This is a genomic window from Streptomyces termitum (genome assembly GCF_014650175.1).
Lineage (GTDB): Bacteria > Actinomycetota > Actinomycetes > Streptomycetales > Streptomycetaceae > Streptomyces > Streptomyces termitum.
In genome coordinates, this window is record NZ_BMUL01000007.1 from 367,665 (window position 1) to 381,716 (window position 14,052).

Annotated in this window: 10 protein-coding genes and 2 riboswitches; of the genes, 3 read left to right on the plus strand and 7 right to left on the minus strand. The window is 74.3% G+C overall.

The window, feature by feature from the left end; genetic code table 11:
- Positions 1-13: 13 nt before the first annotated feature.
- Both IE219_RS16575 and IE219_RS16580 read right to left on the minus strand, forming a co-directional pair.
- Positions 14-961 (minus strand): hypothetical protein, encoded by a 948-nt coding sequence (locus IE219_RS16575; protein ID WP_189977967.1) that lies wholly within the window; start codon positions 959-961, stop codon positions 14-16.
- Positions 958-3,753: a prenyltransferase/squalene oxidase repeat-containing protein gene (locus IE219_RS16580; protein ID WP_189977969.1), complete on the minus strand. Its 2,796-nt coding sequence runs from the start codon at positions 3,751-3,753 to the stop codon at positions 958-960. Before IE219_RS16580 ends, IE219_RS16575 begins: the two co-directional genes overlap by 4 nt.
- Before the next feature lie 318 nt (positions 3,754-4,071).
- Positions 4,072-4,206: riboswitch (cobalamin riboswitch) on the plus strand.
- 116 nt (positions 4,207-4,322) lie between these two features.
- Here IE219_RS16580 and IE219_RS16585 point away from each other — a divergent pair.
- Positions 4,323-5,735, plus strand: coding sequence for a prenyltransferase/squalene oxidase repeat-containing protein (locus IE219_RS16585; RefSeq protein ID WP_189977970.1), 1,413 nt, complete (start codon positions 4,323-4,325; stop codon positions 5,733-5,735).
- A 254-nt stretch (positions 5,736-5,989) separates the two neighbouring features.
- Here IE219_RS16585 and metE read toward each other — a convergent pair whose 3' ends face one another.
- Both metE and IE219_RS16595 read right to left on the minus strand, forming a co-directional pair.
- The gene (gene metE / locus IE219_RS16590; protein ID WP_189977971.1) at positions 5,990-8,314 is read right to left on the minus strand and encodes a 5-methyltetrahydropteroyltriglutamate--homocysteine S-methyltransferase; all 2,325 of its coding nucleotides are present in this window, start codon (positions 8,312-8,314) and stop codon (positions 5,990-5,992) included.
- 169 nt (positions 8,315-8,483) lie between these two features.
- Positions 8,484-8,702, minus strand: a riboswitch (cobalamin riboswitch).
- Positions 8,703-8,869: 167 nt separating this feature from the next.
- Entirely contained in the window at positions 8,870-9,490 is a 621-nt protein-coding gene (locus IE219_RS16595; RefSeq protein WP_189977972.1) for a histidine phosphatase family protein, read from the minus strand.
- Positions 9,491-9,767: 277 nt separating this feature from the next.
- Between IE219_RS16595 and IE219_RS16600 the strand changes: the two genes are divergently transcribed.
- Positions 9,768-9,995, plus strand: coding sequence for a CbtB domain-containing protein (locus IE219_RS16600; RefSeq protein ID WP_189977973.1), 228 nt, complete (start codon positions 9,768-9,770; stop codon positions 9,993-9,995).
- A 16-nt stretch (positions 9,996-10,011) separates the two neighbouring features.
- Positions 10,012-10,830 carry a CbtA family protein gene (locus IE219_RS16605; protein ID WP_189977974.1) on the plus strand — a complete coding sequence of 273 codons (819 nt, stop codon included), beginning with the start codon at positions 10,012-10,014 and terminating at the stop codon, positions 10,828-10,830.
- 48 nt (positions 10,831-10,878) lie between these two features.
- On the opposite strand, the gene IE219_RS16610 is transcribed toward IE219_RS16605, so the two are convergent.
- From IE219_RS16610 to IE219_RS16620, 3 genes are all read right to left on the minus strand, one after another.
- A complete protein-coding gene (locus IE219_RS16610) occupies positions 10,879-11,406 on the minus strand; it encodes an RICIN domain-containing protein (RefSeq protein WP_189977975.1) in 528 nt (175 codons plus the stop codon).
- A gap of 113 nt (positions 11,407-11,519) precedes the next feature.
- Positions 11,520-12,770: an MFS transporter gene (locus tag IE219_RS16615; protein ID WP_189977977.1), complete on the minus strand. Its 1,251-nt coding sequence runs from the start codon at positions 12,768-12,770 to the stop codon at positions 11,520-11,522.
- A 313-nt stretch (positions 12,771-13,083) separates the two neighbouring features.
- Positions 13,084-14,052 (minus strand): histidine kinase (locus IE219_RS16620; protein ID WP_506004927.1); only part of this gene is annotated, 969 nt, incomplete at its 5' end.

The following is a 14,052-nucleotide window of genomic DNA, read 5'->3' on the forward strand; positions in this document are numbered from 1 at the left end:
GCGGACCACGCGGCTACTCCGTACGGCGGCGCCTGGCCGCGAGCACGGCGGCGGCGCCGATCAGCAGGCCCAGGGCCCCGGTGACGACGGCGGGCACCCACGAGCCGGTGTCATGGGCCGCGTCCGCTGCCGGTGCCGCGTCGACCACCCGGGGGCCTGAGGCGGCCACGGTCGGGGAGCCGGTCGTCGTCGACGGAGTCACGGACGGTGTCGGGACGGCGCTCTTCGACGGAGTCGGCGAAGGGCTCTTCGACGTGGTCGGGCTTACCGGGACCGGGCGGGAGGGCGTGGGGGGAGCGGTCCGGTCGGACGGCGGCGGGTCCTCCGGGGCGGGCCCGGTGTCGACGTTCGGCGGCAGCGGGGCCGCGGTCCGGGTGTCGCGGGGCGCGGGCTTGCCGCCGCCGGTCGGTTTCGTGTTCTTGGCGCGCAGCTGGTCGGGGGTGACGGTGGGCCGTCCCTGGGTGCCCTCGATGTTCGTGCCGCCGAAGATCCACAGGTCGACGCTGCCGGGCTTGGGTTTGTAGAGCATGGCGCCGAGCTGGCTGTACGTCCAGGTGTCCTGGCCCGGGTCGGCGTGCCAGTACGACCAGTACGCGGAGGCGGGCGGGGTCAGGACGCAGTCGTCCTGCTGGGGTGTCGGGTATTGCTTGCCGCCCTGGTGGCCGCTGTAGCCGATGCGGCAGATGAAGGCGGGACCGTCGTGGCCCGTGCCGGTGGTTCGCCAGCCGCCTTGGTTGAGGAGTTCGTACCCGGTGGTGGGCGTCGTGCCGCAGGAGCGGTAGACCGGCCCGCCCCAGTGGCTGAAGTCGACGGCGAGCACGGCGCCGGACGAGGTGGTGCACCGCCCCATCGGCTGGGGGGCGGCCCCGGCCGGGGCCGTGGTGCCGGCGAAGGCCGCCACGGTGAGCCCCAGCGCGGCCGTCGTACGGGCGAGGGCGCGGGGCCCCGGGCGGGCGGTCACGCCCGGCCGCCGTCGGTCTCGCGGCGGCGCCTGTGTGCGGCACGGGTCGTGCCCCAGCCGGCGAGGACGAGGAGGGCGGCCGCGATGGCGAGGCCGGTGACCTGGGAGCCGGTCGCGGCGAGGCTACCGCCGCTTCCCGTGCCGCTTCCCTGGCCTCCGGCGGAACCGGAGCCAGTGCCGTCCTCGCCCGGGGTGATGATCACGGGTGTCGAGGTACCCGGCTGCCCGGTGATGCTCGGGACCGGTTTCGGGGTGGTGCCGCTCATGTCCCGCGTCAGCACGCCGAAGGAGATGCCGGTGGCGCCGCCGACCGCCTGGGTGGAGGCGCGGACGTCCGAGCCCGGCTGACCACCCTTGATCACGTTGAATCCGCCGTCCTTGTTCTGCTGCGAGGCCAGGAACTTTCTGGCCTTCGCGATCTGGTCCCCGTACTTTCCGGCGTCCAGCGAGAGTCCCTGGACGGCCAGCGCCGCCGAGTTCACGGAGTTTCCGGCGGCGCCGGGGAAGCCGCCGTCGGGAAGCTGCCGGCCGGCGAGCCAGGCGAGGGCCCGGTCCACGGACGCCTGGGAGTCGGCGTCGGGCAGCAGGTCCAGGGTCATGGCGGCCATCGCGGTCGAGTCGACCTCGATGTCGCTCGGCTCCCCGATCAGGCTGGGCCAGGCGCCCGTCGACGGGTCGCGGAGGCTCTTCAGGTAGCCGACCGGCTCGGCCGCGGCGGCTGTCTCGCCCGCCCGGAGCTGGGCGATGACGCCGAGCGACTGGGAGAAGACCGAGGTGGCATACGTGTAGTTGCCCTTGCCCGCGCACTTGCGGGGCTCGGCCGGGGTCGCGGCCGCGCAGGTGCCCTCGGCGAGCGCGGCGATCAGGTCCTTCCCGCCGAAGTTCCGGGGGTCGCGGCCCACGGACTCGGCGAGCACCGCGGTCTTGCCGATGAACCCGCCCCCGGCGTACTTCGTCCCGATCTTGGTCCAGTCGTGGACACCGCGTCCCGAGGCGTCCTTGCCGCCCTTGTCGAGGAAGTCGACGATGCTGCGCAGGGTGGTGTTGTCGTGGCCGGTGGCGGCGAGGGCGTAGGCGCCGTCGATGGTCAGGCCGTAGTCGGCGAAGCGGGGGCTGCCCTCGTAGTACCGGCCCTGGATCAGGCGCTCGCGGTCGGCGAGGTAGGCCGAACCCTTCGCGAGGTCGGGTCCCTCACCGGCCGGGGGAGTGGTGGGGCCCGTCGGGGGCGTGGTCGGGGGCGTCGTCGGCGGGTCGGGCTCCTTCGTCGTGAGCGTCACGAGGTCGCTCTTCGCTCCGGCGATGACGGCCGCGGTGGTGGCGTAGAGCAGCGGGTCCGTGGTCCCTTCCTCGAAGGCGAAGCCGCCGCCGGGGAGTTGCTGGCGAGAGAGCCAGGAGACCGCCGTGTCCGCGTGGGCCCGGTCGCCCAGGGCGCGGAGCGTCTGGGACACCCATCCGGTGGCGTACGCGCTGCCCGGGACGCTGTACGAGGCGGCCGGCCAGGCTCCGGTCTTGAACTGGGCCTTCTTCAGCGAGGAGCGGGCCTTGGTGACCACGGGGGTGTGGCCGCCGGCGCGCTGGAGCGCGAGGGCGACGAGTGCGGTGGTCGGGGCCTCGCTCTCGCAGACCTGGCCGTCCAGGAGCAGAAAGCTGGGGAACCCGCCGTCGTCGCACTGGAGTCGGGCCAGCCGTGCCACCGACTCGGCCGGTGGGGTGACGCCTCCGTTCAGTAGCGCGATCACGGCCAGGGTCTGGCCCTCGGTCTGCCCGGTCGTACGGAAGTCGCCCGCGCTCGCGCATCCGGGCACCGGCTGCGGGGCGTCGGAGCCGCTGGGGCAGACGTTCGCCAGGAGGTCGCCGAGGAGGTCGTGGCCGCCGAAGTTCCGGGGGTCCCCGCCGGTGGCCTCGGCGACGAGGGCGAGGCGGGCGGCGGCGGTGACGTCGGGGGCCTCGTCCTTCCCGGCGGGGTAGGCGTAGGCGTCGGTGTGCTCGGGCCGGCCGAGGAAGTCGGCGATCCGCCGGGCCGCGGGAGCCCCGTCGTCGAGCGGGGCGAGCGCGTAGGCGACCTCGGTGGTGGCGGGGTAGTTCGGCGCGGTGTCGCCGTCGCCGACGACGCGCTGCCCGTTCGTCAGGCGTCCGGCGAGCCAGCGGGCCGCGGCGGGCAGGTCGACCGAGCCCGGAGGCACGTCCGGCGCGGGCGGGTCGGCCGGGTCCGGCGGGTCGCCTCCGTCCGCGCGGACGTCGTCGGGCGTGAACGACGGCCTGCCCTTGGTGCCGCCGATGTCGGTGCCGCCGAACACCCAGGCGTCCACGTCGCCCGGCTTGAGCGTGCGCGACATGGCACCCAACGGGCTGTAGGTCCACTTGCGTTGGCCGGGAGAGGCGATCCAGTACGACCAGTAGGCGGTGGCCTGCGGAGTGAGGACGCAGGAATCTTCAACCGGGGTGGGGTACTGCCTGCCGCCGTTGAAGGCGCTGTTGCCCAGGCGGCAGACGAAGGCGGGGCCGTCGTGCTCCGTGCCCGCCGTGCTGAACCCGGCGTCGCGCAGCAGCTCGTAGCCGGTCGTGGGGGTGGTGTCGCAGCCGCGCACCACCGGGCCGCCCCAGTGACCGAAGTCGACGGCGACGATGGCGCCGTTCGTGCGGGTGCACCTCTCGATCGGGTCGGCGCTCGCCGGGGGTGCCGCCGTGAGGTGGGCCAGACCCGCACCGAGCGTCAGAAGGGCGGCCGTCAGGACGGACAGCGCGCGCCGTCCCGTCCCCGACCACCGTCTCGCCTGTTGTCCGGTCCCCACCGCTGCCCCTCGTCTCTGCCGAGCGGCCGGGTACGTGGCGGTACACCCCGCGAGGAAAAGGCCATGGCGGGGCGGTGACGACCACGCCGTAGTCCGCGACGGCGTTCTTCGTGCTGCGTTCCAGCGCCAGGCATTCCGACTCACCCGGACGGGCCGGGTCTACGGTTGCGGGTCAGTGCCGGAGTTCGACCGGCTTCCCCTGGTGCTGATTGCTTGTCAGCGGGAGTGCAACACGGATGAGTCGGGGCCGTCAAGGTGGTGTCCGGCCCCCCGGGAGCGCAGGCCCCGACGGTCCGCTCCCCGTGGTGCCGCTGGCGGTCCCCCGATTGTTCGGGTAGCGTCCTGGGCTGCCAGATGGGGGAATCCGGTGAGAATCCGGAGCTGACGCGCAGCGGTGTGGGACGGCGGAGGCCGGCTCCGAGCCCGAATGCCCATACGGCGAGCCAGTACACGAAGCCGTACCACGCGTTCCGGACGGCGGCTCCCCGGCGGTGCCCGGCCGTGCTGTGCCACGGCGACGAGAGGCCCGCACCGGCGTGGCCGGCGTCCGCCGAAACCAGGAGCAGGCCATGTCCTTTTCCCGCACCTTCCGCCGCCTCTCGCTCGCGGTGCCCGCGGCGCTCGGCGCCGTCGTCCTCAGCACGCTCCCCGCCCTCGCGACCTCCACCCCGGCGCAGCTCGCGACATCCAGGACCAACGGCGTCTCCTACCTCAAGTCCCTTCAGGCGGCGGACGGTTCCTATGCGGGATCCGGCCTCTCCAACGAGTGGGCGTTCAGCGCCTTCGCCGCCGCCGGCACCGCCGTCGTCGACGTCGCCCCCGGCGGCGACACCGCCAAGAACGCGAGAACCGTCTACCGGAACCTGCTGTCCACGACCGCGTGGCCGTCGGCGACCCCGGTCGTCACGGACTACGAGCGCGGCACGCTGAACGCGTACGCCGCCGGGATCGACCCGGCCCGCGTCTCGGCCTCCCGCAACCTGATAGCCGATATCTACGCGTACTGGCAGACCGCCGAGCCCGGCTACTTCGGCCCGTCCGGGAACTTCAACGGCACCGTCTTCGCCGCCCTCGCGCTCGGCGGCGCCAAGACCCAGAGCGGCGGCGCCCGCGTCCCGCAGGCGCTCACCGACGCCCTCGTCGCCAAGCTCCGCGCCAACCAGCACAACGACGGCGGCTGGACCTACCAGAAGGCGGAGGGCGACCCCACCGCCCTCAACACCGCGAGCGACATCGACATGACCGGCGCCGCGATGGCCGCCCTGTGCGCCTCCGGCGTCCCCGGAACGGACACCGACGTCGTCCAGGCGAAGAACTTCCTCAAGGGCAGACTGGTCGCCTCCTCCGGCGCCTTCAACTCCCTGTACGGGGTCAACACCAGCTCCAACGGCTGGGGCGTCGCGGGCCTCAACGCCTGTGGCATCAACCCGCAGTCGGCCGATTTCACCACGCTCAGCGGCAAGACGCCCGTCGACTTCCTCATCGCCAACCAGTACAACCCGGCGGGCGGATTCAAGTACAAGCCCGCCGACACCGCGCCCTCCGCCTACTCGTCCATCGACGCCCTGCGCGCGGTCGCCGGAGGAGGCTTCACCACGGCCCCGCCGGTCCCGGTCACTCCGGGCGCCCCGCAGTGGGTCGCCCAGGCGGCCTTCACGGCGGGCACCGCCACCAGACTGGCGCTGACCGTCGATGACGGCTCCGGCAACCTCAAGGTGTGCGCGGTGTCCTTCACGCCGACGGCGGCGACCACGACCCTCGGGGACGTCCTCGCCGCCGCGACGAGCGCCGCGGCCCCGTCCGGCTGCGTCACGGGTGTGAGCCCCGTCTCGGGAACCGGCACGATCACCACGGTCAACGGCAAGGCCAACAGCGGCTCGAACACCTGGAAGGTCAGCGTCGACGGCTCCTCCTACGCCACCGCCCTCCGCGAGAAGACGATCAACATCGGCGACACCGTCGCGCTGCGCTGGGGAGCCTGACCCCGAGGGTGGGGGCCGCCGCCGGGCCCCCACCCGCCGCCGGCCCCCGCCTGCCGCCGTACCCTCACCCGCCGCGGAGCCGAGCACGCGCCGGAGCGGTACGCGCCCCCCCCCCACGAGCGGTGAGGGCGGAGGATCCACGGCTTCGGGGAGCGGACCGAGGACTGTGCCGCTCGACGGCAGGCGAGGGCGCGGAGGACGGGGGCGTTCCGCTGGAGGAGTCCCCCCGCGGCTCGACCGCGCCCGTCGCGGCGTCAGCCGCCGAGGGCCTCCGTCCCGGCCCTGACCTCGCGGGCGGCCGCGACGAGGTTCTCCAGGGAGACCCGGGTCTCGGCCCAACCCCGGGTCTTCAGGCCGCAGTCGGGGTTCACCCAGAGCCGCTCGGCCGGGATGGCCCGCAGGCCGGCGCGGAGCAGCGCGGCGACCTCCTCCGCGCTCGGGACGCGCGGGGAGTGGATGTCCCAGACGCCGGGACCGGCCTCCCGCGGATAGCCGTGCTCCGCCAGCTCGCCGGCGACCTGCATGCGGGAGCGGGCGGCCTCCAGGCTGATGACGTCGGCGTCGAGGTCGTCGATGGCCTGGACGACGTCCCCGAACTCGGCGTAGCACATGTGGGTGTGGATCTGGGTGTCCGGCCGGACACCGCTGGTGGTGAGGCGGAACGCCTCGGTCGCCCACGCGAGGTACGCGGCGTGGTCGGCGGCGCGCAGCGGCAGGGTCTCGCGGAGGGCGGGTTCGTCGACCTGGATGACCGAAGTGCCCGCTTCCTCAAGGTCGTTCACCTCGTCGCGCAGGGCGAGGGCCACCTGCCGGGCGGTCTCGCCCAGCGGCTGGTCGTCCCGGACGAAGGACCACGCGAGCATGGTGACCGGGCCGGTCAGCATGCCCTTGACCGGCTTCTCGGTCCGGGACTGGGCGTACGTCGTCCAGCGCACGGTCATCGGCTCCGGGCGGGAGACGTCCCCGGCGAGGACGGGCGGGCGGACGTAGCGGGTGCCGTACGACTGGACCCAGCCGTGCCGGGTGGCCACGTACCCGGTCAGCCGCTCGGCGAAGTACTGCACCATGTCGTTGCGTTCGGGCTCGCCGTGGACCAGGACGTCGAGCCCGGTCTTCTCCTGGAAGGAGATCACCTCTTCGATCTCGGCCCCGATGCGGGCCTCGTACCCGGCGGTGTCGATGCGGCCCGCCCGGAGATCGGCGCGGGCCGCGCGCAACTCGTCGGTCTGCGGGAACGAGCCGATGGTGGTCGTCGGCAGGGCGGGAAGGCGCAGCCGCGCGCGCTGCGCGGCGGAACGCTCGGCGTAGGGCAGGGAGCGGCGCCCGTCGGCCTCGGTGACGGCGGCGGTACGGGAACGGACGGCGGGGTCGTGCGTGACGGAGGAGCCGGCGCGGGACGCGAGATCGGCGCGGTTGGCGGCGAGTTCGGCGGCGATGGTCCCGGGGCCCCGGGTGAGGCCGCGGGCGAGGGTGGCGACCTCGGCCGCCTTCTGCCGGGCGAAGGCGAGCCAGCGCCGGATCTGCGGATCGACGTCGCGTTCGGCGGCGGCGTCGAGGGGCACGTGCAGCAGGGAGCACGAGGCGGCGACGTCGACCCGTCCGGCCAGTCCCAGCAGGGTGCCCAGGACGGCGAGGGACTTCTGGTGGTCGTTGATCCAGACGTTGCGGCCGTCGACCACGCCGGCGACGAGCCGCTTGCCGGGCAGGCCGCCGACGGCGGCGAGGGCGTCGAGGTTGGCGGCGGCGGCGCCGGTGAAGTCGAGGGCGAGACCGTCGACCGGGGCGGCGGCGAGGACCTGGAGGGCGTCGCCGAGGCGGTCGAAGTAGGAGGCCACGAGGAGCCGGGGACGGTCGGCGGTGCCGCCCAGGTCGCGGTAGGCGCGGGCGGCGGCGTTCAGCTCGGCCGGGGTGCGGTCCTGGACCAGGGCGGGCTCGTCGAGCTGGACCCACTCCGCGCCCGCCGCGCGCAGGTCGGCGAGGACCTCGGCGTAGACGGGCAGGAGCCGGTCGAGGAGGGTGAGCGGCTCGAAGTCGGCGGCGACGCCGGGGGCGGGCTTGGCCAGCAGCAGGTAGGTGACGGGGCCGACGAGGACGGGGCGGGCGGCCAGGCCGAGGGAGAGGGCCTCCCGCAGTTCCGCGACCTGCCTGGAGGAGTCGGCGGTGAAGACGGTGTCGGGGCCGAGTTCGGGGACGAGGTAGTGGTAGTTGGTGTCGAACCACTTGGTCATCTCCAGCGGCGGCGCGTCCTGGGTGCCGCGCGCCATCGCGAAGTACCCGTCGAGCGGGTCCGTCTCGACGGCGGCGCGGTGGCGCGCGGGGACGGCCCCGACCATGACACTGGTGTCCAGGACGTGGTCGTAGAGGGAGAAGTCGCCGGTGGGCACCTCGGTGATGCCGGCCTCGGCGAGCTGCTGCCAGTTCGAACGGCGCAACTCGGCGGCGGCCGTCCGGAGGGCGTCGGGGGTGACGCGGCCCTTCCAGTACCCCTCGATCGCCTTCTTGAGTTCGCGGTTGCGGCCCTGGCGGGGGTAGCCGTACACGGTGGCGCGTGCTGCCGCGGCTGCGGACGTGGTGGTCACGGAGACTCTCCTTCGCGAGATGTGTCCAGAAACATCCCGGATGACGAGACGTGGACGCGAAGGGAACGACAGAACGCGCGGACCAGGTCACGGAAGAAGACCGTGCGTGCCGCTCGCTGTGTACGCCGACCCGCCCACGAGGTCACCGGAATGTCCGCGCGCGGAATCGTCCGCGTGCGGGCAACGGGCAGGTCTTCGGACTCGCGGGCACGCCCTCCTCATGGAGGACACCTACTGGCCGTCGCTTCCCAGGGTTTCGTGGTCCCAGTGCGTATGACGGCGGTCGTTCCCGCTCACCGCTGCGGGGCAGTCCCGGATTCCCACCGGGTTCCCTCTTGCGACGCCTCCCGCCTGGCGGACGGGGCGAACCAGCTGCCCGACCAGAGTAGGGGCCGGATCGCTCGACGACGAGCACCGTCCACTCCGTGGACCATGGAATGAGACGCTCCGGAGAGGGAGGCCGGTGGAGCCGGGAGTCCGGGGGCCACCGGGTACGGCGGACCGCCGCGCGGAGGCGTCGCCGTGCCGTGGCGCGAGGTGGCGGCCCGGAGGCGCTCAGGAGGCGTGGCCGTCCGGGGCTCTCGGCCGGCTCTCCCCGCCCGTACCGGATTCCAGCGGCCGGCCGCTCAGCACGTTCCACCGTCCGGCCCGGCCGCTGAACTCCGTGACGGTGAGCGGACGGACGTCGATCCGCCAGAAGGCGGCGTCGCCGGCGGCGAGGGCGTGCACCACCGCGGCACGGACGACATCGGGTTCGACCACGGCCACGACGCGCCCGGACGGCTCGGCCCGGAGGGCGTCGAGCCAGGCGCCGACCCGGACCCGGAGGTCCCGGACGGATTCCCCGCCGTGCGGTGCGGCGGCCGGGTCGCTCAGCCACAGGGACAGGGCCGCCGGGTCCGTCCCGGCGACGTCGTCGAGCGTCCGGCCCCGCCACCGGCCCATGCCGCACCCGGCGAGGGCCGGGACCGCCACCGTCCGGACGAGTCCGAGGGCCCGCGCGGTGCTCCCGCAGCGGACGGAAGGCGACGTCATCGCCGAGGTCTCCGGCGGGAACGCCCCGGCGGCCCTCCGGGCGCGTGCCTCACCGGCCGGATCGAGCGGCCCGTCGCCGAACCGGACCTCCCGCAGCGCCTCGCTCGTCGCGGGGGAGACCAGCGACACCCTGGTGGTCATCGGTTCTCCGGTTCGTCGGCGGTGCCTGTGCGAGCGCACCCTACCCACCGGACCGTGATCCAGGACTCATGCCCTTGGCGCGATGTCATGCACGCGGTACCTTCTGGGCGACATCTGAACAACGTGACGACGGCGGGACGGAAGTCCGGTGAGAAACCGGCACGGTCGCGCCACTGTGAGTCGCCGGGACCTCCATGAGGGGGCGCGGCGGCGAGTCAGACCCGTGGGCCGTCGTCCACACCACCACATGGGCGCGTGTTCCCGAGGAGGTTCCTTCATGGCCGAGGCCGTCGTCTCTGCTGCCGTATCCACCCCTTCCGTCGCCGTTCCGGCTTCCCTGCCGGTCCGCGCGGTACTGCCCTGGGCCTTCTTCGTCGGCCTCCTGGCGCTGATCGCCCTCTACTTCGTCGGCGCCGAGCAGGGCGCGACGTCCCTGTTCGCCGGTGAGAACGTGCACGAGTGGGTCCACGACGGACGCCACCTGCTCGGCTTCCCCTGCCACTGACGGGACGGTCGCGCACATGTACGGTTCCACCGTCAGATCCCTGCTGGTCCGCGGCATGCTCGCGGGCCTGATCGCCGGACTCCTCGCCTTCGCCGTCGCCTACGTGGCCGGCGAGCCGCCCGTCAACGGCTCGATCGCCGTCGAGGAGGCCCAGGCCGCCCAGGAGGCCCAGGAGGCCGGGGGGCACGCCGGGCACGGCGCCGCCGCCCCGGCGGGCGGCGAGGAAGAGGAGGCGGTCAGCCGCCCGGTCCAGTCGACCTTCGGTCTCGCGACCGGCGTCCTGGTCTACGGCGTGGCGCTGGGCGGCATCGCCGCCCTGGCCTTCTCCTTCGTCCTCGGCCGCGTCGGCCGCTTCACCCCCCGGGCGACGGCGGCCCTCACGGCGGCCGCCGCCTTCACCACCGTCTACCTGGTGCCCTTCCTGAAGTATCCGGCGACTCCGCCGGCCGTCGGGAACCCGGACACCATCGGCAAGCGCACCACGCTGTTCTTCCTGATGATCCTCCTCAGCGTGCTGCTGGGGATCGCCGCGGTCATCGCCGGGCGACGGCTCGCGCCCCGCCTCGGCAACTGGAACGCGACCCTCGTGGCCGCCGCCGGGTTCGTCGTCGTCACGGGCATCGCCTTCGCGGTCCTGCCGGACAACGACGACGCGATCAAGCCCGGTTTCCCCGCGGCCCTGCTGTGGGAGTTCCGGCTCGCCTCGCTGGCGGTCCAGGCGGTCCTGTGGGCTGCCTTCGGCCTCGTCTTCGGAGCACTCGCCCAGCGGCTCCTCGCCGCCCGCCCGGCAGCCGCCGTCACCCCGGCGGACCGGACGGCCCCGTCCCTCGGCTGACCCTCCGCCGGTCGCCGCCCCGACTCCCGGGGCGGCGGCCGGCCCAGGTCACGGGACGGGGTTGCCGCCGTGCGGGAGGGAGAAGATCCACTGCTGGGACCACTTCGCGTGGTGGTCCTCGAACCACGGGCGCCAGCCGCGCTCGGAGCGGTCGTCGGCGGTCAGGAAGCGGCGGCTGTGCACGGCTTCGATGGAGAACGCGGCGCCGTCCGGGGACTGCTGGAGCCGCCAGCGCTGCCAGGGCTCGCGGTGGGTCTGCCACATCACGAGCTCGGGCCGCCCGGTGTCGGTGCCGGAGTCGAGCGCCAGCCCGTTCGCCGCGGAGACGATCAGCGTCTCGCCGGGCGCCCCGCCGGGAAGGAGGAACCACAGCTGGTGGCGGTCGGCGTGCGGCGGCCACAGATGGGGCTTGCCGCCCGCCTGTGTGCCCAGGGCGGTGTCCAGCGCCAGACCGCAGTCACGGGCGATGATGAGAAAGGGGCCGGCGGGCGCGTTCTTGCGCTTGCGCCCGACGGGAAAGCTGACGCCTTCGACCCCGAAAGTGATGACCGGAAACCGGATTTCCTGCACGCTCACACGAATGTCCCCACCCATGCCGGGACCCTACCGCAGGCCACCGCGGCTCCGCCGGGCCATCGGCGATCGGAGGCCGGACGCGGTCACCGGTCGCCGACAGCCCGGCCGGTGGCTCAGGCGGCCTTGACCAGGGCGGAGCGGGTGGGAGCGGCGGAAGGCACGGCCGTACGGGGCTCACGGCGGGGCCAGAGGAGGAGGGCGGCGGCGGTTCCCGCGGCGGCGAGGGCGGCGAGGACGGTCCAGGTGAGGGAGAAGCCGGCGGTGGCGCCGAGCCGTCCCGCCACGGGATAGGTGATCAGCCAGGCCAGGTGCGACAGGGAGAACTGGGCCGCGAACGCCTCCGGGACCGCGTTCCGCGCGACGGAGGCGCGCAGGACCGTGCCGGTCGGGGTGATGACCAGGGCCATGCCGACGCCGATCACGGCCCAGACGAGCGCCGTGCCGGTCCAGGTGACGAAGCCGGTCGCGGAGGAGACGGCCGCGGCGGTGGTGCCGGCGACGAGGACGCCGGCGCCGGTCGTCATGACGGTGCGGGCGGCGACCCGGTCGAGGACGCGAGGCAGAAGCAGCGCGGTCAGCAGGGTGCCGGTGCCGGAGGCGGCGAGCATCCAGGCGACGTCCGACCGCGTGCCGCCGAGTTCGTCGCGGACGTGGTTGACGGTGTTGACGACGACCATCGAACCGGCCGCCGCGACCACGAGGTTCAGTGCCATGACGCCGCGCAGCCGGGGCGTCGTGAGGAACGTCCTGATCCCGGCCGCCGCCCTGTCCCACGCCTTGGTACGGCCCTGGGGGCGGGCGTCGGGGATGCGCGTCGACAGGACGAGCAGCGCGGAGGCGAGGAACCCGGCGGAGGTGCCGAGGAACAGCCGGTCGAAGCTCATGAGGGTCAGGGCGACGGCCGCCAGGACGGGGCTGAGCAGGCTCTCCATGGTGGAGGCGACCTGGGAGGCGGACAGGGCGCGGGTGTACGCGGCCTCGTCGGTCACGATGTCGGGGATGACGGCCTGGAACGTCGGGGTGAACGCGGCGGAGGCGGCCTGGAGCAGGCCGATCAGTACGTAGACCTGCCAGACCTCGGTGACCAGCGGGAGGCCCAGCACGACCAGGCCCCGGACGGCGTCGAGGGCGAACAGGAAGGTCCGCCGGGGGAGCCGGTCGGCGTAGGCGGCGGCCAGCGGGGCGATGAGCACGTACATGACCATCTTGACGGTCAGCGCGGTGCTGAGCACGACGCCGGCGCGCGGCCCGGCGAGGTCGTAGGCGAGGAGGCCGAGGGCCACGGTGGTCAGCCCGGTCCCGAAGAGGGCGATGAGCTGGGCGGCGAACAGGTGGCGGTAGTCGCGGACGGCGAACAGGCGCATGGCGGGTTCCTTCGTGTCCGTGCGGCGGGGCGCGGCCGGGCGGGGGCCGTGCCCCGCGGGTACAGGCGGGGGCGTGGTCAGTCACGGGTGTCGTTCTCCTGGGTGTCGGGGCACGGTCGGCACTCCTGCGGCACGCGGGGGACGCGGGGGGAGCCGGGGTAGGGGACGGGCACGGGGCGGGCCGGGTGGCGCATGGCGCTCCTTCCGGGGCGGACGGACCGGGACGGACGGGCGGGCGGTGGCGACGGTGCCGCCGTGTCGGACCGGGGCAACCGTCGTAACCATATACCCCCTGGGGGTATTCCGTCGGGGGTCAGGCGGACTGGCGCCTGATCTCGGCGAGGAGGCGGACGATGCGCCGCCGGGCGGCGTCGTCCGTGTCGCCTCCCGCCTGCCGGGCGGGCTCGGCGGGCTCCGGGCGGCGGGGCTGGGGGGCCGTGCGCGGGGACGGCGCCGGTGCGGGGCGCGGGTGGCGGAGGGGGACCGCGTACGGGCGGGGGCGGCTCGCCGCCGGGGCGGGGGCGAGGGGGACGGGCCGGCTCGCGGTGGCCGTCCGGGCGCGGTGCGCGCTGATCGCCGCGCCGATGATCCAGGAGCCCGCGACCGGGGTCCGGTCGGGCCGGGGGAGGGGCAGGGGCAGGGGCAGCGGGGCGGGTGCGGCGGGAGCGGGTGCGGACGGGGGCGTGTGGGGGATGCGGACGAGGTGGGTGAAGCCGCCGCCCTGGGGCTGTTCCCGGGTGGTGAGGGTCCCGTCGTGGGCGGCGATGATCCCTCGCGCGACCAGCAGGTGGGCGGGGTCGTGGACGGCCCGGGGGCCGCAGATCTCGATGCGCAGTTCGTCGCCGCGCACGGCCGCCGTGATGACGACGGTGGTGTCGGTCCGGGGCGTGGCGGGGCCGGGCGGCCGGACCTCCCCCGAGGAGGCGACCCCGGAGGCGTCGGCGATCAGGTGGGCGAGCGCGGTGGACGTCTGCGCGGGGTCGAGGGTGACCACGACGGGCGGGGCGTGCACGGCGAACTGCGTCCGGTGCGGGCCGGTGAGCGCCGCCGCCTTGTCGATGCCCGCGGTCACGACGGTGCCCAGGGTGGTGGGGTGCCGGGTGACGACGACGGGCGCCGGTTCCTCCAGCGGCCCGCGCAGGGAGTCGACGAGCCGCGCGTGACGGGCGGCGAGGGCGGCGTATCTCTCGGCCTGTGCCGCGAGTTCGGTGGTGTGTTTCTCGACGAGTTGTTCGTGGGGGCGGCGGTCGGTGAAGGTCATGACGGCGCCGACGAGCTGGTC

Bases quoted from the DNA above. Each gene is read 5' to 3' on its own strand.
- IE219_RS16605 (WP_189977974.1), top strand. From the start codon at position 10,012: ATGTACGGTTCCACCGTCAGATCCCTGCTGGTCCGCGGCATGCTCGCG.
- IE219_RS16585 (WP_189977970.1), top strand. From the start codon at position 4,323: ATGTCCTTTTCCCGCACCTTCCGCCGCCTCTCGCTCGCGGTGCCCGCG.
- IE219_RS16595 (WP_189977972.1), bottom strand. From the start codon at position 9,490: ATGACCACCAGGGTGTCGCTGGTCTCCCCCGCGACGAGCGAGGCGCTG.
- IE219_RS16615 (WP_189977977.1), bottom strand. From the start codon at position 12,770: ATGCGCCTGTTCGCCGTCCGCGACTACCGCCACCTGTTCGCCGCCCAG.
- IE219_RS16600 (WP_189977973.1), top strand. From the start codon at position 9,768: ATGGCCGAGGCCGTCGTCTCTGCTGCCGTATCCACCCCTTCCGTCGCC.